Below are 20,967 nucleotides of genomic sequence, written 5' to 3'. Positions count from 1 at the left end.
CCGCGATTGGGGGCGACGCGGTATCTGGAAGGGAACGGGGAGTTAGAAATCCCGCTTGTAGAAGATGTCCAGCGAACTGGCCACGCCGCTGGCGGCTTCGAGGTAGACTTTTTTGCTCAGTTTGTAGCGCAAGGCAATGGTGTTGGCCGGTTCGAACACGCCGACGCCATAGCGCAGGCTGAGTTTTTCCGAGATGTTGCCGCTGGCCACCACGGCGGTGTTGGCGCCGCTGCCTTGGGTATCGAGCTGGAAGTCCTGAATGCCCAGTTCCTTAGCCAACCCGCTGGTCACGCCGGAACTGCCCATCAAACCCAACCCGAGAGCGGCCTGGGCGAGCATGTTGTTGTCTTCACCGGTAGTGCTCAAAGGACGCCCCAGCACCAGATAAGACAACGCCTGCTCCTGACTCATCGCCGGTTCGGAAAAGATCTGCGTAGTCGGCTGCTCGGCGCTGCCACTCAGGCGAATACCAGCAATGACATCGTCGGTCTGGCGAATCGCTTCGATGTCCAGATACGGCTGATCGATGGGACCTGCAAACAACAGGCGCGCCCGGCGCACCGTCAGTCGCTGACCGTAGGCGCGGTAACGCCCGTCGTTGAGCCACAGCTCGCCACGAGTGTCCATGTTGTCGCCAATGTGCACCTGACCTTGCAGGTTGGCGGTCAGGCCGAAGCCGGCAAAGCTGAGTTTGTCCTGCCCGACCACCACATCGATGTCCATCGCCATGGCCATCGGTGGTTTGCCCTCTTCAGTCTGCTGACCGACGATCACCGTGTCATCGGAGACTTTGACCGTCGATGGCGGCAGTTCGCGCACGGTGATTTCACCCTTGGGCACCAGCACTTTGCCGACAATTGCCAGTTTGTCGTCCTTCATGGAGATCTTCAGGTCCGGCGCGACTTCCAGCGCGGCGTAGGGCTCGACGGCGACCGGCAACTGCGAGCCCTTGAGCGCCAGATCCACCACCAGCGCCTGCCCCCAGGCGATGTTGCCATTGAGGCTGCCCTGCCCGCTCTTGCCGCTTTTCCAGCCGCCGTTCAGTTGCACGGTTTCGCCGGCAATCACGGCTTGAAGTTGCAAGGCTTCGAGCGCCATCGGCAACTCAGGCCCGGAGATTTCACCGTCGCGCAGCTCAAGGTTGCCATTGACCAGCGGCGCCAGTAGTCTGCCGGACAATGTGCCGCTGCCGCTCAAATGCCCGGTGAGTTTCTCGACCATCGGCACAAACGGCCGCGCCACCGACAAGTCCAGACCACTGAGGCGGAATGAACCGGTCAGCGGTTTGTTCTTCGGTAGCGGATTGATTTGCGCCTGAACCATCAGTTCACCGAGCTTGCCGCCGACAAAGTTGAGGTCGGTGTCGATGCGTTTTGGCGTGAGTTTGCTGGTGAGTTTCAGGGTCTGGTACGGGAAGTCCAGCCATTGCTCCTTCTCGCGCATACGCAAGGTGCCGCCGCTGGCGTCGATACTGATCTGGCCGTTCGGACCGCTGGCCGGCAAGTCCAGTTGCAGGTCGGCGTTGAGCTTGCCCTTCCAGGCGAAATCCTTCGGCAACCACTGCGCAAGGCTGTCGATGGGGAACTGCTTGAGGTGGTAACGCAGTTTCGGCTCGGGCATCAAGCGCTGGTCTTCGCCGCACAGGCTAGCCGGGCCAGACATCCAGCAATGGGCGCCGAAGTTGATCTTGCCGTCCGCCAGTCGCTCAAGCTTCGCCGGATTTTGCAGTTTCCAGTCCTGACCGCCAGCCTGAATAACCCCACTGGCCAGACGCCCGCGCCAATTGCCCTTGTCCAGCGTGCCGTCGAGACCGAGCGCCAGTTTCAGCTTTGGTCCTTGCAGGTCGAGGGCCAGTTTCTGGTTTTTGATGTCACCCTGACCGCTGGCGGTCAATGTGCCCAGTGACGTGTCGCCGGTCTGAATGCCGCTGCCCTTGAGATCGATCTTCGCCCGCTGGGCACTGTCGAGGGTCGCGTCCAGATTGAGGCTTTGCAGGCGATTGTCTTCGAAGGCCAGTTGCGTGCCTTGCAGACCGAGCTTGCCTTGAGGCGCCTTGAGCGTGCCGGCAACATCGACCCGGCCATTGAGCTGACCGCGCAGCTGCGGCCAGAGCTGGGCCAGTCGCGGCATTTTAATGTCGATCTGGCCGGCGAGCTTCTGTTGCAGGCTGCCTTTGCCGTTGATGCTGTTGTCGCCGAGGCGAATCTGCAAGGTATTGAGGTTCCACTGCTCGCCGGCGCCATCAGCCTTGGCTTGCAACACCGCCGGTTGCCCGCGCAGCTTGCCTTTCAGGTCCAGGTCGGCGGTCAGGCTGAGCGTTTCGTTCTTCATCTCACCTTTGCTACGCAATGGCCCAGCCAAGGTGCCTGGCAACTCCGCGAGCCAGTACGCCGGGTTGATTGCCGAGAGGTCCAGCGCCGTATCCCAGGCGATACCGTCGGCAAACTGCAGATTCAGGTGCCCTTCGGCCTTGCCCTGCCCGGCTTCAAGCTTGAATTGCGGCAGATGGATTTGGGTGAGGTTGCCGCTGAACGGGCTGTTCAGACTGAACGCCCCGGCCGGGCCATCCAGTGCGGCTTTGAAGTTACCGATGTAGTTGCCGTCGGTGTAGGAGACCTCACCGTTGAAGCTGCGCAGCGCCACTTGCGGCTCGTCGATCAGCGGATAGAGACGGTGCCACGGGAAGTCCAGCCAGTCGATTTTTGCATCAGCGCTCAGGCCTTTGCTCCAGTCCACTTGCCCGGTGAGCTTGAGGCTTTGTTTGTCGTTGGCCGTCAAATCAAGGCCGGCGATCTGCGCGCCCTTGGCGTCGACCTTGCCTTGCAGCAACAGCGCAACCGGGCCTTGCTCTGCGGGTAACGTGGCTTTGCCGAGCAATTGGTAACCGTTTTTCAGGTCGCCGTCGCCGGTGAGCTCCAGTTGATTGAGTTGCAAGGTATCCGGCAGATCGGCGCCAGGTTTGAAGCCGTCGGCGGTGATGCGCACTTTGGCCGGGAGGTTTTCCACCAGCGGTTGCAACTCGCCGGTGAGTTGCCCGTTCAGGTAGCCGCTGCTGTCGGCTTTAAGGTTCAGGGTTTTCAATAGATCGCCATCGACCTTCAGGGCCAGTGTCCAAGGCTCGGGCGCCGGCAGCGTCAGCTTGCCTTCAGCGGTCAGCGGCCAGTTACCGCTCGGTTGCAACAGGCCGGACAGGTTCAGGCTCAGCTCATCACGCTGCAAGTACACCGAATCGATCTTCAAACCCTTCTCGGTCCAGTGCGCTGCCAGTTGCAGGCCCTTGAGCTCTTCACTGCCGTTGAACAGCAGGCGGCCGACTTTGACGTCGCCCAATTCGATGGCCAGCGGCAATTTCAAGTCCGGCAGACTGATCGGCCCGCTGCTTTCCTCTTCCACGCCCGGCGGGAATTGCAGGCTGACCTGCTCCGCCTGCAATTGCTCGATGCACAACGTCATGCGCATCAGGCACAGCGGCGACCAGGCGAAAATCGCTTTGTTCAGCTCAACCCGGCTGCTGTCCTGCTGCCACACTAGATGATCGGCGCTCCACTGCCCACCCAAACGGCCCTGGAAATTCTCCACGGTCAAACCCGGCACAAACCCGAGCGCCCAGCGACTGCCCGTCGGAGAGCCCAGCACGGTGACCAGTGTCAGCACGACCAGCATCAGCAGTGCCGGAATCGCCAGCAGCGTTATTTTCAAACCACGCTTCACAGCTCAGGCCCCATGGAAAAGTGCAATCGAATGCCGCCGTCGTCGTCCATCGCGTGGGCCAGGTCGAGGCGAATCGGCCCCACCGGTGAGACCCAGCGCACACCAATACCGACCCCGGTCTTGAGGTTCGGCAGTTCAAGTGTGTTGAAGGAGTTGCCCTGGTCGATGAAGGTCGCGACCCGCCATTTTTCGGCGATGGAGTATTGATACTCGACGCTGCCGGCCACCATGTAGCGGCCACCGATACGGTCGCCATCGGAGTTTTCCGGAGACAGACTCTGGTAGTCGTAACCGCGCACGCTCTGATCGCCACCGGCGAAGAAGCGCAAGGACGGCGGCACCGATTTGTAGCCGTTGGTGGCGCTGCCGCCGACCTGCACCCGACCGAGTAAACGGTGTTTATCGAAGACCGTGGTCAGGCCTTTGACCAGCGCCGTGCCATAGAGCAAGTTAGTGTCCGAACCTAATCCTTCCTTGGCGACTTTGGTTTCGAATTGCAGGCGATAACCGTTGTGCGGATCGATGCGGTTGTCGCTTTTGAGGTACGAATAGCTCACGCCGGGCATCAGTAAGGTGCTGAGCCCCGAGTCGTCGCCCAGTTTGTACTCCTCGCGTTGCCACTTGAGCGACACCACCCGCTGCCAGCCGCTGGGCAATTTGCTGTGCCATTCGGGGCCGAGGGTCAGCAGTTTGCTGAGGGTGTCGGTGCCAGCGATTTCTTCATATTGATAACCACCGGCAAAGCGCAGTTTGTCGGTCAATGGCGGGTCCAGCGGAACGTCGTAAAACAGCCCGACGTTCTGCCGTGGCGCCGAAATCTCCGCCTCCCAGCCATAGCTGTGCCCCTGAGGATTAACCCAGTGGCGGGTCCAGTTGGCTTTGACCCGTGGACCGACGTCCGTGGAAAAGCCCAGACCGAGGCCCATGGTCCGAGGCTTGCGGGTTTCCAGTTTGACCGCCACCGGGATCACCTCGTCCTTGGACGCGGTCGGCGCCGCGTCGACGCGCACGCCCTCGAAATAACCGCTCGATTGCAGCGCCTGATTGAGTTCGGCGATCAGTTCAGAGTCATAGGGCGCACCGGCCTTGAACGGCACCATGCGTTGCAGCAGGTCTTCGTCGAACGGCGTGTCGCCTTCAAAACTGACCTTGCCCAGCGCATAGCGCGGGCCGCTGTCGTAGATCAATTCGATGTCGGCGACACCAGCCTGCGGGTCCACCAACAGTTTCTGGCGGGTGAAGCGCCCACTGAAATAGCCGTAGCGCGAGGCCTGGTTCTGGATCAGCCGCTTGGCGTCTTCGTAACGGCCATGGTTAAGCACCGCGCCGGGTTTGAGCAGGTCGCTTTTCGGTACACGAAAGGATTTGAACGAGGCCGCCGGACCGTCGATGCGCACCGTGACGTTGCGCAAATGGATCGGCTCGCCAGGGTCGATATTCAACACCAGGCGCGGCGTCTTGCCGCCCTTCACGTCGCTGTCGATTTGCGGCTGGTAATAACCCAAGGCCTGGGCGGCCTTGCGCGCCTGTTCTTCGGCGCCACGGCTGAAGCGCAGCAAGGCTTCTTCATCGCGATCGCCGAGGCTACCGATATAGCCTTCTATATTGGCCTTCAGTTCATCGTTGGACGGTTTGATCCGCACATCCAATTCACTTTGCGCCAGCGCCGCGCAGCTGGAGATCAGCATCAGCACGCCACTGGTAAATCTTCGTGGAAACTTCATAGGCGCGGATGCTATCACGAGCTTGGGAGCGTGATAGAGCCTGGCGTGCGCTGAAAGTTCTACCTTTATCCCGTTGCTGTTTGTAACACCTGCGGGTTGGCGTGGAAAAATACGTGTTCACGAATCGGTCCTACGGCCACTTCGCCGATTTCCTCGTAGCCCTGACGCTTATAGAACTCCAGATAACGAGGATTCCCGGTGTCGAGGATCACGCCTTGGGAGTGTTCATCGACCGCGCACCAGTTATGGACTGCCTGCAGCAATTGCTCGCCAAAGTGCTTGCCCTGGAATTGCGGATGAACCCCCAACAATGGCAGGACATGCACCGAGTCGGACGGCACGCACGCCATCACGGCGGCGTGGTAATCGAGGTAGCGTCGGGTACAGCGAAACCCGGTGCTTAGCACCATCCGCAGGCGCCAGGCCCAGCTTTCGGTAATGCCTAGGCGGCGTTGTGGCGGTGCAATCAGGGCGATGCCGATCAAGCGGTCGTTGACCAGCAGGCCGATGGCCGGCAAATCCTGCAAAAAGTGTTGTTTGACCAGTTCGCGCACCGTCGCCCGCACCCGCTGTTCATAACCGGGACGCTCGGCTTCGAACAGGTAGCCAAACGTCGGCTCGTGCCGGTACGCCTGGTACAACAGGGAACGTGCTTCGCGGGAATAGCCGCTGTCGAGCATGTGGATATCGGCGATGACGGTCGAGGTTTCGGGCATAACGGTAGTTCTCCCCTGGGCGCGGCTCAGAAGGCCGCGTTCTTATTGGTACGAGCCTTTGGGTGGCTTCACAGTTCCCCACACAGGTATAGACCAAGCCGGGATCTTCATCGACCGGGCTGACGCCTTCGCGGGCAAGCCTCGCTCCTACAAGGTTCGCGTCGAGCCACGATTAAATGATCGACACCCAATTTGTAGGAGCGAGGCTCGCCCGCGAAGAGGCCCGATCTGCCAACACATCTCTGACAGAACACAACGAATCGCCTCACCCCAAGGCTGGCCCCATTCCTACATGTCAGCTAGCATCGCACTTTTGCCAGGACTGCCGACCATGAAGATCGTCTCCTTCAACATCAACGGGCTGCGCGCTCGCCCGCATCAGCTGGCGGCGCTGATTGAAAAACATAATCCGGACGTGATCGGGTTGCAGGAAACCAAGGTCCACGACGACCAGTTTCCCCTGGCCGAGGTTCAAGCACTGGGTTATCACGTGCATTTCCATGGGCAGAAAGGCCACTACGGCGTGGCCCTGCTCTCGCGCCGGGAGCCGATTGCGCTGTACAAAGGTTTCGCCACTGACGAAGAAGACGCTCAGCGGCGCTTCATCTGGGGCACGTTCGCCGACGCCAATGGCGTGCCGGTAACCATCATGAACGGCTATTTCCCGCAGGGCGAAAGCCGCGATCACCCCACCAAATTCCCGGCCAAGCAACGTTTCTACAGCGATTTGCAGCAGTTGCTGGAAAGCCAGTTCAGTAACGACCAGCCGATTGTGGTTATGGGCGATGTGAACATTTCCCCGGAAGACTGCGACATCGGCATCGGCCCGGACAACATGAAGCGCTGGCTGAAAACCGGCAAATGCAGCTTCCTGCCCGAAGAACGCGAATGGATGGCCCGCCTGAAGAATTGGGGCCTGGTGGACAGCTTCCGTCACCTGAACCCGGACGTTGCCGACCGTTTCAGCTGGTTTGACTACCGTAGCCGCGGTTTTGAGGATGAGCCCAAGCGCGGGCTGCGGATTGACCTGATCATGGCGTCCCATGGATTGTTGCCGCGGGTTAAGGACGCGGGCGTGGATTACGATTTGCGCGGTATGGAAAAACCCTCCGATCACGCGCCGATCTGGCTTGAGTTGAGCTGATCCGGCGGCGTTGCTGATCGTTCCCACGCTCTGCGTGGGAATGCATCCCGTGACGCTCTGCGTCACATTTAAGAGCGGAACGCGGAGCGTCCCCGGCGGCGTTCCCACGCAGAGCGTGGGAACGATCACTGTCATCGTTCAGAAACCTTACTGACTTATTCTCCCGGCACTTTCTTTGGCTTCATTAGGTACCGGCATGACGCTGCGCGTGTTGTTCCTGTTGCTGCTCGGCGCTGTGCTGTCGGCGTCGGCGTCGGCCGGCGATTTTCCGACGCCCGAACGTGGCCCGATATTGCGTATTCAGGGCTCCAACACTATTGGCGCAGCATTGGGCCCGGCGCTGGTCGAGGGCTTGATGCGTGAACAGGGCTTGCTCAAGGTTCATCGCGAAACCCCGGACAAAGCCAACGAACAACGCATCGTCGGCGAAACCGTTCAGGGACGCCGAGTCGAGGTGGAGGTCGCGGCCCACGGTTCCAGCACCGGGTTTAAAGCCCTGAAAAACGCCTCTGCCGATCTCGCGGCCTCGTCGCGCCCGATCAAGGACAGCGAACGGGTGGATCTCGAACCGCTAGGCGACCTGAAAAGCCCGGTTGCCGAACAAGTCATCGCCATCGACGGGCTGGCAATCATCCTTCATCCGCACAATCCGCTGAAGCAACTCAACACCGTGCAACTGGCGCGTATTTTCAGTGGCGAAGCGAAAACCTGGGAAGAACTCGGCGGCACCGGTGGGACGATTCATCTCTATGCGCGGGATGATCAATCGGGCACCTATGACACGTTCAAGGAACTGGTCCTCAGCCCGCATGGGAAAACCCTGAGCAGTAACGCGAAACGCTTCGAATCCAGCGAGCAATTGTCCGATGCCGTCAGTCTCGACCCGCAAGGCATCGGCTTCATCGGTTTGCCTTATGTACGCCAGGCCAAAGCCGTGGCCATTGTCGATGGCGACTCCCAGGCCATGCTGCCGCTCAATAGCCTGATCGCGACGGAAGATTACCCGCTATCCCGTCGGCTGTTCTTTTACCTGCCGCCGAATGGGAAAAATCCCTGGGCTAAGGCCTTGGTGAAGTTTGCCCAAAGCAGCAAAGGCCAGGCGATCGTCGCGGCCAATGGCTTTATCGCACAGACCGTTCAGGCCATGGCCGTCACACCGAATGCGCTGATGCCCGAGGGTTATCAGGCACTCAGTCGCCATGCCCAGCGGCTGACGGTGAATTTTCGTTTCGAAGAAGGCAGCGCGACGCTGGACAACAAGGCCCGACAGGACCTGTCGCGGGTGCTCGACTATATAAAGCAGCACGACAAAACCAATGGGCAGGTGACGCTGGTGGGGTTTGGCGACGCCAAGAGCGACCCGGCGCGGGCAGACCTGCTGTCGAAACTGCGGGCCATGGCGGTGCGACGAGAACTGGTGAAAAGCGGCGTGGTGTTTCGCGAGATTCGCGGTTTCGGCGCCGAGATGCCGGTGGCGACCAACAGCGGGGATGAAGGGCGGATCAAGAATCGGCGGGTTGAGGTTTGGGTGTATTGAACCAGAATGCGAACAACTGTGGCGAGGGAGCTTGCTCCCGCTCGGCTGCGAAGCAGTCGTAAAACCAGGCGATCCCGTACATCTGAAACAACCGGATTGCCGTATTTCAGGGCCGCTTCGCGCCCCAGCGGGAGCAAGCTCCCTCGCCACAAAAGCCCACCCGTCTTACTGACCGCTACGCATCATTTCCTTCGGCACATATTTGCCGATTTCGAACTTGCCGATCGCCGCGCGGTGCACTTCGTCCGGGCCGTCGGCCAGGCGTAGCGTGCGTTGCATGGCATACATGTAGGCCAGCGGGAAATCGTTGGAAACCCCTGCCCCGCCATGGATCTGGATCGCCCGGTCGATCACCCGCAATGCCACGTTCGGCGCGACGACTTTGATCTGCGCGATTTCGCTCTTCGCCACCTTGTTGCCAACGGTGTCCATCATGTACGCGGCTTTCAACGTCAGCAGGCGCGCCATGTCGATCTCCATCCGCGAGTCGGCGATTTTGTCGATGTTACCGCCCAGACGCGCCAGGGGTTTGCCGAACGCGGTGCGGTCGACCGCACGTTTGCACATCAGCTCCAACGCACGCTCGGCCATGCCGATCGAACGCATGCAGTGGTGAATCCGGCCCGGGCCGAGGCGACCTTGGGCAATTTCGAAGCCGCGTCCTTCACCCAACAGGACGTTTTCGTACGGCACCCGGACGTTTTCGAACAGCACTTCGGCGTGGCCGTGAGGCGCATCGTCGTAACCGAACACCGGCAGCGGACGCACAATCTTCACGCCGGGGGTATCCACCGGCACCAGAATCATCGAGTGCTGCGCATGGCGCGGCGCATCCGGATTGCTCAGGCCCATGAAGATCAGGATCTTGCAGCGTGGATCGCAGGCGCCAGAGGTCCACCATTTCTTGCCGTTGATCACCCATTCGTCGCCATCACGCACGGCGCGGGCGGCCATGTTGGTGGCGTCGGACGAGGCCACGTCAGGCTCGGTCATGGCGAACGCCGAACGGATCTCGCCGCGCAACAGCGGTTCGAGCCAGCGTTGCTTCTGCTCTTCATTGGCGTAACGCACCAGCACTTCCATGTTGCCGGTGTCCGGGGCGGAGCAGTTGAACGGTTCAGGACCGAGCAGCGAGCGGCCCATGATTTCCGCCAATGGCGCGTATTCGAGGTTGGTCAGGCCGGCGCCGAGTTCGGATTCAGGCAGAAACAAATTCCACAGGCCTTCAGCTTTGGCCTTGAGTTTGAGTTCTTCCATGATCGCTGTCGGCTGCCAGCGATCGCCCTCGGCGACCTGGCGTTCGAACACCGCTTCAGCGGGATAAACGTAGGTGTCCATGAACGCAGTCACGCGCTCACGCAGTTCTTGCACTTTGGGCGAATAAGCGAAATCCATGGGCAGCTACCTTCTAAAGGGAGGTTGTTCAGGTCATGCAATCGATGCTAGAACAGCGTTGATAATTTACCTAGCCTATTCTCGGCGTGTATTAACATTCATCACCGATATATGATCGACTGATCGAGCTACCTTCCTAAAACAAGAGCAGAGAGCGCAGCGCAATGAATCTGAGCAAGGTCGACCTCAACCTTTTCATCGTCTTCGACGCGATCTACACCGAAGCCAACCTGACACGCGCCGGGCAGATTGTCGGCATTACTCAACCGGCAGTCTCGAACGCTCTGGCCCGCCTGCGCGAAACCTTCAACGATCCGCTTTTCGTGCGCACCGCCCAAGGCATGGTGCCCACGCCGATGGCGCAGAACATCATCGGCCCCGTGCGCAACGCTCTCTCCTTGCTGCGGGTGTCGGTGCAGGAAAGCCGCATTTTCAACCCGTTACAGGCGGTCAAGACCTACCGCATCAGCATGACCGACCTCACTGAAGCGGTGATTCTGCCGCCGCTGTTCCAGCGCCTGCGACGCCTGGCGCCGACAGTGATCATCGAAAGCTTCTTGTCCAAACGTCGCGAGACCACCAAGGAACTGGCGGCCGGGCGTCTCGATTTCGCGGTGGATGCGCCGCTCAACACCGACCCGCAGGTGCGTCACGTCAAGTTGATGGAGGATCGTTACGTGTGCGCCATGCGCAAGGGCCATCCGTTGGCGGGCAAAGAGAAATTCACCCTCGACGATTATCTGTCCCTGACCCACATCCATATCTCCAGCCGCCGCAGCGGTCTGGGCTATGTCGACCTCGCCCTGGGCAAAATGGGCATCCAGCGCAAGATCGCCCTGCGCTCCCAGCATTACCTGATGGCATCCCAGGTGTTGCAACAGACTGACATGGTCATGACCGTGCCGGAACGCTTCGCCCGTCGCCATGACTTGTACGCGGTGAACCTGCCGGTTAAAGAGGTTCCGCCGGTGGAAACCCACCTCTACTGGCACGAAAGCACCGACCAGGACCCGGCCAACCGCTGGATGCGCGAGCAAATGATCGAGTTGTGTCAGCAGGTTACGGCGCATGAGAAGAAGCTCGATAAGGTGTAGGGCTTTGGACCGCGTCATCGTTCTTCGCGGGCAAGCCTCGCTCCTACAAGGTTAAATGATCGACACCAAACCTGTAGGAGCGAGGCTTGCCCGCGAAGAGGCCGTCAGCAGCACCATAAATCCATGCCCCTTGACGTAAACGTCAACCTGCCATTAGCTTAGCGCCATGACCTTTTTCGAGCGCTTCCATGAGCAGCCAGACCTATAGCATTTCCGACCTCGCCCGCGAGCTCGACATCACCACCCGGGCCATTCGCTTCTATGAAGAGCAAGGCCTGCTCAGCCCCGAGCGCCGCGGCCAGGAACGCATTTATTCGCCCCGTGACAAGGTCAGCCTGAAGCTGATTCTGCGAGGCAAGCGCATTGGTTTTTCCCTGGCCGAATGCCGCGAGCTGATCGAACTCTATGACCCCTCCAGCGGTAACACCAAGCAACTGCACAGCATGCTGGCGAAAATCGCCGAGCGTCGGGAACAACTCGAACAGCAACTGCTGGACATCGAACAGATGAAACTGGAGCTCGATACGGCCGAAGAGCGCTGTACTCAGGCGCTGGAACAGACGATCAAAAGCCAGCAGCTCGTGTAGGAGCTGAGCTTGCTCGCGAAAGCGCTATGTCCTTCAACATTGATGTCGACTGACCTGACGCTTTCGCGAGCAAGCTCAGCTCCTACAGGGTTCTGTGAACATTCATACAATTTCAACAGGTCCATTGCCATGTCTCTACCCACCCACGTACGCCTGGTCGAAGTCGGCCCCCGCGACGGTCTGCAAAACGAAGCCCAGCCCATCAGCGTTGCGGACAAGGTGCAACTGGTTGACGCACTGACCGCCGCAGGCCTGGGCTATATAGAAGTCGGCAGTTTCGTCTCGCCCAAATGGGTGCCGCAAATGGCCGGCTCCGCCGAGGTCTTCGCGCAGATCCAGCGCAAGCCGGGCGTGACCTATGGTGCCCTCGCCCCCAACCTGCGGGGCTTTGAAGATGCCATCGCCGCCGGGGTCAAGGAAGTCGCCGTGTTTGCCGCAGCGTCCGAATCGTTTTCCCAGCGCAACATCAATTGCTCGATCAGCGAAAGCCTGGAGCGCTTCGTGCCAATCATGGACGCCGCCAGACAACACGGCGTCAGCGTGCGCGGTTACGTGTCCTGCGTGCTGGGCTGCCCTTACGAAGGTGACGTCGCACCTGCACAAGTCGCCCAGGTTGCTCGTGAGCTTTATGCCATGGGCTGCTACGAGGTTTCGCTGGGAGACACCATCGGCACCGGCACCGCTGGCGCGACCCGCAAGATGTTCGAAGTGGTCTCGGCCGATGTGCCACGTGAAAAACTGGCCGGGCACTTTCACGATACCTATGGCCAGGCCATGGCCAACATCTACGCGAGCCTGCTGGAAGGCATCGCGGTGTTCGACAGCTCCATCGCCGGCCTCGGCGGCTGCCCGTACGCCAAGGGCGCCAGCGGTAATGTCGCGACCGAAGACGTGGTTTACCTGCTCAACGGCCTGGGTATCGAGACCGGAGTCGACCTGGATGCCTTGATTCGGGCCGGCCAACAGATTTGCGCGGTGCTGGGGCGCCCTACCGGTTCACGCGTGGCCAAGGCTCGCAGCGCACAGTGACAGTGTGGATGTGTCCGGGTGTTACCGGGTGTGCAGAAACGTGGGCGCAAGCGAGTAACACGGAAACAAATTGTCGGGTTTGGGTTGGATGAAAAATCCTACGAAAAACCCAAAGCATTGAATTTAAAGGGTTTTTAAAAGTTGGCACGGCTTCTGCTATCTCTATGGCATAACAAGAATAAAAACTGCAAACCAATAAAAATAAGACGTAACGACTCTGACATAACAAGAACAACACGGCAGAGACGCAGCTAACAGATTTTTTTGGAGAGGATGTGCTTTTCAGGGTGCTTTTCGAAGTAACCCGCAACCGGGCAGAGAACAATAAAACTACCTTCAGGTAGCTCCCGAACTGGTTGGATCGCTTAGCGAAAAAGTAGATCAGCGCTCAAAAAAATACGTTTGCTCTTGATCCCGGATGGGGATCGACAAAAACAGCGGTAAAGGGCCACGGTTACCAAAAACAACAACAGACCGCCCCTCAATAATAAAAAAAGAGCACGTAACGACAAAATTAAAGGGGAGCTTCGGCTCCCCTTTGTGCTTTCTGCGTTTCACGAAGCCTGTACCTGTAGGAGCGAGGCTTGCCCGCGAAGGCGATTGGTCATTCAACATTGATGTCGACTGACCAGACGCCTTCGCGGGCAAGCCTCGCTCCTACGGTATCGCTTTGAGCACCTCGATGCTGATCTCACGCATCCGGAACTTCTGGATCTTGCCGGTCACCGTCATCGGAAACTCCTCGACGAACTTGAAGTAACGCGGCGTCTTGAAGTGCGCGATGCGCTCCTTACACCAGGCTTGCAGTTCCTGCTCGGTCGCGCTGTGGCCCGGGTGAAATTTGATCCAGGCGACGATCTCTTCACCATAACGGGAACAAGGAATGCCGATCACCTGCACGTCCGCTACCGCCGGATGGGTGAAGAAGAACTCTTCCAGCTCCCTTGGGTAAATATTCTCACCGCCGCGGATGATCATGTCTTTGTTACGCCCGGCGATGCACACGTAGCCTTCGTCGTTCATGCTCGCCAGATCGCCGGTGTGCATCCAGCCCGCCTCATCGATAGCCTCGGCGGTGCCTTGCGGGTTATTCCAGTAGCCGAGCATCACGCTGTAGCCCCGGGTACACAGCTCACCGATGGTGCCACGTGGTACCAGGTTGCCCGCCTCGTCGATGATTTTGCTTTCCAGTTGCGGCTGTGTTCGGCCAACGGTGGTGACGCGCAATTCCAGCTCGTCTGACGGACCGGTCTGCAAAGACACGGGGCTGGTTTCCGTCATGCCGTAGGCAATCTGCACTTCGCTCATGTGCATTTCATTGATAACCCGGCGCATCACCTCGATCGGGCAGGTCGCGCCGGCCATGATCCCGGTGCGCAGGCTCGACAGATCAAATTCGGCGCGCTTGGGCTGATCGAGCATGGCGATGAACATGGTCGGTACGCCGTAAAGCGCGGTGGCTTTTTCTTCGGCGACGGTGCTCAGCGTCAGCAATGGATCGAAAGCGTCGTTGGGATAAATCATGGTACTGCCGTGGGTGACGCAGCCGAGGTTGCCCATGACCATGCCGAAGCAGTGATACAGCGGCACCGGAATCACCAGCCGATCATTGGCCGTCAGCCCGAGGCTTTCGCCGACCATGTAACCGTTGTTGAGAATGTTGTAATGACTGAGGGTCGCGCCCTTGGGGAAACCGGTGGTGCCGGAGGTGTATTGGATGTTTACCGCTTGATCGAAATGCAGACTGTCCTGACGTTCGCGCAATTGCTCGACCGACACGCTCGCCGCCAGATCGGTCAGCTGCGACCACGGCAGGAAACCCGATGGCGGCTGCGCATCCAGGCTGATCACCCCGCGCAGTTCCGGCAGGCGTTCGCTCTGCAACTGGCCGATGGATTGCTCCGCCAGTTCCGGAACCAATCCTTGCAACATGCCGTGATAGTCGGAGGTCTTGAAGGCACCGGCACAGACCAGCCATTGGCAACCGGACTGCTTCAACACGTATTCGAGTTCGGAACTGCGGTAAGCCGGGTTGATGTTGACCAGGATCACGCCGATTTTCGCGCTGGCGAACTGGCTGATGCACCACTGGGCACAGTTCGGCGCCCAGATGCCGAGCCGGTCACCGGCCTGCAAGCCCAACGCCAAAAATGCTCTGGCGTGCAGGTCGACGGTCTCTGACAGCTGCTGCCAGGTGTAGCGCAACCGCTGATGGCGCACGACCAGCGCCTCCCCGTTCGGGTATTGCGCGACCGTATTATCGAACGCCTGCCCGATGGTCATCGCCAGCAAGGCTTTGTCCTGGGAACCACGGGTATAGCTGCGCTGCGGGCTTGCACTGGGTTGATCCATGACGACCCCTATTGTCTTTATTGTAGGAGCGAGGCTTGTGTGACGAGGGAGCTTGCTCCCGCTCGGCTGCACAGCAGTCGCTATCAGCAAATCAGGTACTGTCTAATCCACCTTACTTACCAATTTGCGACCGCTTCGCGCTCGAGCGGGAGCAAGCTCCCTCGCCACAGAGTGCGACGCTGGTCTTTCAGAACTGGCTCTACTCTCGCTCAAGTTGACGTTAACGTAAAGGGTGATTGACAGCCATTCGTCACAGGCTTACGTTAACGTAAAGGTGAGAGCCGAATCACTGCCCTCCCCACCCTACAAAAAAGCCAAAAGGTGCCCCATGAGCTACCCATCCCTGAACTTTGCCCTCGGTGAAACCATCGACATGCTGCGCGATCAGGTTCAGTCCTTCGTCGCCAAAGAGATCGCCCCGCGCGCCGCTCAGATCGACATCGACAACCTGTTCCCTGCCGACCTGTGGCGCAAATTCGGCGACATGGGCCTGCTGGGTATTACCGTGCCGGAAGAGTACGGCGGTGCGGGCCTGGGTTACCTGGCGCACGTCGTCGCCATGGAAGAAATCAGCCGTGGCTCGGCCTCGGTCGCCCTGTCCTACGGCGCCCACTCCAACCTTTGCGTCAACCAGATCAACCGCAACGGCACTCACGAACAGAAAAGCAAATACCTGCCAAAACTGATCAGCGGCGAGCACATCGGTGCCTTGGCCATGAGCGAACCGAATGCCGGTTCCGACGTGGTGTCGATGAAACTGCGCGCCGATAAACGTGGCGACCACTACGTACTCAACGGCAGCAAAACCTGGATCACCAACGGCCCTGACGCCAACACCTACGTGATCTACGCCAAGACCGACCTGGAAAAAGGGCCGCACGGCATCACCGCGTTCATCGTTGAACGTGATTCCAAAGGCTTCAGCCGCAGCAACAAATTCGACAAGCTCGGCATGCGCGGGTCGAACACCTGCGAGCTGTTTTTCGATGACGTCGAAGTCCCGGAAGAAAACATCCTCGGCGTGCTCAACGGTGGCGTGAAAGTACTGATGAGCGGCCTCGACTACGAGCGCGTGGTGCTTTCCGGTGGCCCGACCGGGATCATGCAGGCCTGCATGGACTTGATCGTTCCGTACATTCACGACCGCAAACAGTTCGGCCAAAGCATCGGCGAATTCCAGTTGATCCAGGGCAAAGTCGCCGACATGTACACCCAACTCAATGCCAGTCGCGCCTACCTCTATGCGGTGGCCCAGGCGTGCGAGCGTGGCGAAACCGCCCGCAAGGACGCCGCCGGAGTCATCCTCTACAGCGCCGAATGCGCGACCCGAATGGCCCTCGACGCGATCCAGATTCTCGGTGGCAACGGCTACATCAACGAATTCCCGGCCGGTCGTCTGCTGCGTGACGCCAAGCTGTATGAAATCGGTGCCGGCACCAGTGAGATCCGTCGCATGCTCATCGGTCGCGAACTGTTCAACGAAACCCGCTAAACGGAGCTGCACATGGCTATCCTGCATACCCAGCTCAACCCCCGTTCGGCGGAGTTCGCGGCCAACAGCGCGGCAATGCTCAAACAGGTCGACGCCCTGCATACCCTGCTCGCGCAAGTGCAGCAAGGTGGCGGCCCGAAGGCTCAAGAGCGCCACACATCGCGGGGCAAACTGCTGCCCCGTGAGCGGATCAATCGCCTGCTCGATCCGGGTTCGCCATTTCTCGAAATCAGCCAACTGGCGGCCTACGCGGTGTACGGCGAAGACGTTCCCGCCGCTGGTGTGATTGCCGGTATCGGTCGGGTGGAAGGCGTCGAATGCATGATCGTCGCCAACGATGCCACCGTGAAAGGCGGCTCGTATTACCCGCTGACCGTGAAAAAACACCTGCGCGCGCAAACCATCGCCCAACAAAATCGCCTGCCCTGCATCTATCTGGTGGACTCCGGCGGCGCCAACTTGCCGCGTCAGGATGAAGTGTTCCCGGACCGCGAACACTTCGGGCGGATCTTCTTCAACCAGGCCAACATGAGCGCCTTGGGCATTCCGCAGATTGCGGTGGTCATGGGCTCCTGCACCGCCGGGGGCGCTTATGTACCAGCGATGGCCGATGAAGCGATCATGGTTCGTCAGCAAGCAACGATTTTTCTCGCCGGCCCACCGCTGGTGAAAGCCGCGACGGGTGAAGTGGTCAGCGCCGAAGACCTCGGCGGGGCCGATGTGCACTGCAAGATTTCCGGTGTCGCCGACCATTACGCCGAGAGCGATGAACATGCCCTCGCCTTGGCCCGGCGCAGCGTCGCCAACCTCAATTGGCGCAAGCTAGGTGAACTGCAACAACGCACGCCGATCGCGCCGCTGTACAGCAGCGACGAGTTGTATGGCGTGGTGTCGGCGGACGCCAAGCAACCGTTCGACGTGCGCGAAGTGATCGCGCGGCTGGTGGACGGCTCGGTGTTCGATGAGTTCAAGGCATTGTTCGGCACGACATTGGTGTGCGGTTTTGCCCACCTGCACGGTTACCCGATCGCGATCCTCGCCAACAACGGCATCCTGTTCGCCGAAGCCGCGCAGAAAGGCGCGCACTTCATCGAACTGGCCTGCCAGCGCGGCATCCCGTTGCTGTTCCTGCAAAACATCACCGGTTTCATGGTCGGCCAGAAATACGAAGCCGGCGGCATCGCCAAGCACGGCGCGAAACTGGTGACCGCCGTGGCCTGCGCGAAGGTGCCGAAATTCACCGTGATCATCGGCGGCAGCTTCGGCGCCGGTAACTACGGCATGTGCGGGCGAGCCTACGATCCACGCTTCCTGTGGATGTGGCCGAACGCGCGGATCGGCGTGATGGGGGCCGAACAGGCGGCGGGCGTGCTGGTGCAGGTCAAGCGTGAACAAGCCGAACGCAGTGGTCATGGTTTCAGCGCCGAGCAGGAAGCCGAGATCAAGCAACCGATCCTCGATCAATACGAAGAACAGGGGCATCCCTATTATTCCAGTGCGCGGCTGTGGGACGACGGTGTCATCGACCCGGCGCAGACCCGCGACGTGCTGGCCCTGGCCTTGTCGGCATCGCTGAATGCGCCAATCGAACCGAGCCGCTTCGGCGTGTTCCGGATGTGATTTTCTGTGGGAGCGGGCTTGCTCGCGAAGGATTCACCGCGGTTTACCTGATGCACCGCGTTATCGTTCTTCGCGAGCAAGCCTGCTCCCACATGAGTTGTGGAGACGGACAAACATGAGCGACTTCAACACCCTCGAACTGCTGAGCGATCCAAGGGGTTTTGCGACCTTGTGGCTCAGCCGCGAAGAAAAAAACAACGCCTTCAACGCCGAAATGATCCGCGAACTGATCCTCGCGCTGGACAAAGTGTCGAGCGATGCCAGCCTGCGTTTTCTGCTGATCCGTGGGCGCGGCAAGCATTTCAGCGCCGGTGCCGATCTGGCCTGGATGCAGCAATCGGCCGAACTCGATTACCACACCAACCTCGACGACGCCCGGGAACTGGCGGAGTTGATGTACAACCTCGCCAAGCTGAAAATCCCGACCGTGGCGGTGGTACAAGGCGCGGCCTATGGCGGCGCGCTGGGCCTGATCAGTTGCTGCGACATGGCCATCGGCGCCGATGACGCGCAGTTCTGCCTGTCGGAAGTGCGCATCGGCCTGGCACCGGCGGTCATCAGCCCATTCGTGGTGCAAGCCATCGGCGAGCGCGCGGCACGGCGCTATGCCTTGACCGCCGAACGTTTCGGCGGGCAACGGGCTCGGGAAATCGGCTTGTTGTCGGAGAGTTACCCGATGGCTGAACTGGAACAGAAAGTCGATCAGTGGATCGACAACCTGCTGCTCAACAGTCCGGCGGCCATGCGCGCCAGCAAGGACTTGCTGCGTGAAGTCGGCCATGGCGCGCTGACTCCGGCGCTGCGACGCTACACCGAAAACGCCATCGCCCGAATCCGCGTCAGCCCCGAAGGCCAGGAAGGCCTGCGCGCCTTCCTGCAAAAACGCTCGCCAACCTGGCAAGCCGAAACCACCCTCAAGGAGCCGCGTTGATGAGCGCACCTGTTCTCACCACCTTGCTGGTGGCCAACCGCGGCGAAATCGCTTGCCGGGTGATGCGCACCGCCAAAGCCCTGGGCCTGACCACCGTGGCCGTGCACAGCGCCACCGACCGGGATGCCCGGCACAGCCGCGAAGCCGATATCCGCGTTGACCTGGGCGGCAGCAAAGCCGCCGACAGTTACCTGCAAATCGACAAACTGATCGCCGCTGCGAAAGCCAGCGGCGCCCAGGCGATTCATCCGGGCTACGGCTTTCTCTCGGAAAACGCCGGGTTCGCCCGCGCAATCGAAGCGGCCGGCCTGATTTTTCTCGGCCCGCCCGCCTCGGCCATCGACGCCATGGGCAGCAAGTCCGCGGCCAAAGCCTTGATGGAAACCGCAGGCGTGCCACTGGTACCCGGCTATCACGGCGAAGCCCAAGACCTCGAAACCTTCCGCGACGCCTGCGCACGCATCGGTTATCCGGTGCTGCTCAAGGCCACGGCGGGCGGCGGTGGCAAAGGCATGAAAGTCGTCGAGGACGTCAGCCAACTGGCCGAAGCCCTGGCCTCGGCGCAACGTGAAGCGCTGTCCTCGTTCGGCGACTCGCGGATGTTGGTGGAGAAGTACCTGCTCAAGCCACGCCACGTGGAAATCCAGGTATTCGCCGACCAGCATGGCAACTGCCTATACCTCAACGAACGTGATTGCTCGATCCAGCGTCGGCATCAGAAAGTCGTCGAAGAAGCCCCGGCTCCGGGTCTGAGCCCGGAACTGCGTCGAGCCATGGGCGAAGCCGCTGTGCGCTCGGCACAGGCCATCGGTTACGTCGGCGCCGGCACCGTGGAGTTTTTGCTGGATGCGCGCGGTGAGTTCTTCTTCATGGAGATGAACACGCGCCTGCAAGTTGAACACCCGGTCACCGAAGCCATCACCGGCCTCGATCTGGTGGCCTGGCAGATTCGCGTGGCCCGCGGTGAAGCGCTGCCGATGACTCAAGACCAGGTGCCGCTGATCGGCCATGCGATTGAAGTACGGCTGTATGCCGAAGACCCGGGCAACGATTTTCTACCGGCGACCGGGCGTCTGGCGCTGTATCGTGAATCCGCCGCAGGACCGGGGCGTCGCGTCGACAGTGGTGTCGAAGAAGGCGACGAGATTTCGCCCTTCTACGACCCGATGCTCGGCAAGCTGATTGCCTGGGGCGAAGACCGTGAACAGGCGCGGCTGCGCTTGCTAAGCATGCTTGATGAGTTTGCCATTGGCGGACTGAAGACCAACATCAACTTCCTGCGCCGAATCGTCGGCCACCCGGCATTTGCCGCGGCGGAGCTGGATACCGGGTTTATTCCGCGTTATCAGGAACAACTGCTGCCAGCACCTTCAGACCTCAGCGATGAATTCTGGCAAGCGGCCGCGCAGGCATTTGCCCAGAGTCAGTCGAGCACGACCCGCGCTGATGACCTGAGTTCGCCTTGGGGTATCGGCAACGGATTCCGTGCCGGAATGCCAACAGAAATCACCCTGCATTTGAGTTGCGAAGAGCAAGACCGGGCGCTGACCCTGGGCGATGCCGACGCTCATACCGCGCAGCTCAAGGGTGAATACCTGCTGACCGAACACAACGGCTTTCGCCGCCAGCATCGGG

14 protein-coding genes are annotated in these 20,967 nt (G+C 60.1%); 9 read left to right on the top strand and 5 right to left on the bottom strand.

The genetic code is table 11. The features are described from left to right. Positions 1-42: 42 nt before the first annotated feature. The 3 genes from PMI18_RS08100 to PMI18_RS08110 all read right to left on the bottom strand — a co-directional run bounded on the left by PMI18_RS08100 (position 43) and on the right by PMI18_RS08110 (position 6,151). Positions 43-3,711, bottom strand: a complete 3,669-nt coding sequence (locus PMI18_RS08100) for a translocation/assembly module TamB domain-containing protein (RefSeq protein ID WP_007904107.1) — start codon at positions 3,709-3,711, stop codon at positions 43-45. Further along, positions 3,708-5,435: an autotransporter assembly complex protein TamA gene (locus PMI18_RS08105; protein ID WP_007904105.1), complete on the bottom strand. Its 1,728-nt coding sequence runs from the start codon at positions 5,433-5,435 to the stop codon at positions 3,708-3,710. The genes PMI18_RS08100 and PMI18_RS08105 overlap by 4 nt, the downstream gene beginning before the upstream one ends. 65 nt (positions 5,436-5,500) lie before the next feature. Then, positions 5,501-6,151, bottom strand: a complete 651-nt coding sequence (locus PMI18_RS08110) for a GNAT family N-acetyltransferase (RefSeq protein ID WP_007904091.1) — start codon at positions 6,149-6,151, stop codon at positions 5,501-5,503. 331 nt (positions 6,152-6,482) lie between these two features. On the opposite strand from PMI18_RS08110, the gene xthA reads away from it, so the two are divergent. Together xthA and PMI18_RS08120 are read left to right on the top strand one after the other, a co-directional pair. After that, entirely contained in the window at positions 6,483-7,295 is an 813-nt protein-coding gene (gene xthA / locus PMI18_RS08115) for an exodeoxyribonuclease III (RefSeq protein ID WP_007904090.1), read from the top strand. A gap of 196 nt (positions 7,296-7,491) precedes the next feature. Continuing rightward, positions 7,492-8,832 (top strand): substrate-binding domain-containing protein, encoded by a 1,341-nt coding sequence (locus PMI18_RS08120; protein WP_007904086.1) that lies wholly within the window; start codon positions 7,492-7,494, stop codon positions 8,830-8,832. Between the two features lie 165 nt (positions 8,833-8,997). Here PMI18_RS08120 and PMI18_RS08125 read toward each other — a convergent pair whose 3' ends face one another. Then, complete coding sequence (locus tag PMI18_RS08125; protein WP_007904085.1) at positions 8,998-10,227, bottom strand: acyl-CoA dehydrogenase; 1,230 nt, start codon at positions 10,225-10,227, stop codon at positions 8,998-9,000. A gap of 164 nt (positions 10,228-10,391) precedes the next feature. Between PMI18_RS08125 and PMI18_RS08130 the strand changes: the two genes are divergently transcribed. From PMI18_RS08130 to PMI18_RS08140, 3 genes are all read left to right on the top strand, one after another. Beyond that, complete coding sequence (locus tag PMI18_RS08130) at positions 10,392-11,321, top strand: LysR family transcriptional regulator (RefSeq protein WP_007904083.1); 930 nt, start codon at positions 10,392-10,394, stop codon at positions 11,319-11,321. Positions 11,322-11,509: 188 nt separating this feature from the next. Beyond that, the gene (locus PMI18_RS08135) at positions 11,510-11,908 is read left to right on the top strand and encodes a MerR family transcriptional regulator (protein ID WP_007904077.1); all 399 of its coding nucleotides are present in this window, start codon (positions 11,510-11,512) and stop codon (positions 11,906-11,908) included. Between the two features lie 129 nt (positions 11,909-12,037). After that, positions 12,038-12,937 carry a hydroxymethylglutaryl-CoA lyase gene (locus PMI18_RS08140; RefSeq protein WP_007904076.1) on the top strand — a complete coding sequence of 300 codons (900 nt, stop codon included), beginning with the start codon at positions 12,038-12,040 and terminating at the stop codon, positions 12,935-12,937. Positions 12,938-13,594: 657 nt separating this feature from the next. On the opposite strand, the gene PMI18_RS08145 is transcribed toward PMI18_RS08140, so the two are convergent. After that, positions 13,595-15,289, bottom strand: a complete 1,695-nt coding sequence (locus PMI18_RS08145) for an AMP-binding protein (protein WP_007904075.1) — start codon at positions 15,287-15,289, stop codon at positions 13,595-13,597. A 328-nt stretch (positions 15,290-15,617) separates the two neighbouring features. Here PMI18_RS08145 and PMI18_RS08150 point away from each other — a divergent pair, with 328 nt between their 5' ends. From PMI18_RS08150 to PMI18_RS08165, 4 genes are all read left to right on the top strand, one after another. After that, on the top strand, positions 15,618-16,781 hold the full coding sequence (locus tag PMI18_RS08150) for an isovaleryl-CoA dehydrogenase (protein WP_007904074.1): 1,164 nt from the start codon (positions 15,618-15,620) through the stop codon (positions 16,779-16,781). A gap of 12 nt (positions 16,782-16,793) precedes the next feature. Continuing rightward, positions 16,794-18,401, top strand: a complete 1,608-nt coding sequence (locus tag PMI18_RS08155; RefSeq protein ID WP_007904072.1) for a carboxyl transferase domain-containing protein — start codon at positions 16,794-16,796, stop codon at positions 18,399-18,401. Between the two features lie 115 nt (positions 18,402-18,516). Next, positions 18,517-19,332: a gamma-carboxygeranoyl-CoA hydratase gene (locus PMI18_RS08160; RefSeq protein WP_007904070.1), complete on the top strand. Its 816-nt coding sequence runs from the start codon at positions 18,517-18,519 to the stop codon at positions 19,330-19,332. Continuing rightward, on the top strand, positions 19,332-20,967 hold a 1,636-nt coding region (locus tag PMI18_RS08165), incomplete at its 3' end, for an acetyl-CoA carboxylase biotin carboxylase subunit (protein WP_007904065.1). The genes PMI18_RS08160 and PMI18_RS08165, both read left to right, overlap by 1 nt.

The sequence above is a fragment of the Pseudomonas sp. GM102 genome, from assembly GCF_000282555.1.
Taxonomy (GTDB): Bacteria; Pseudomonadota; Gammaproteobacteria; order Pseudomonadales; family Pseudomonadaceae; genus Aquipseudomonas.
Note: the sequence above shows the minus strand (reverse complement) of the source record. Positions and strands in the feature narration are given on the sequence as shown.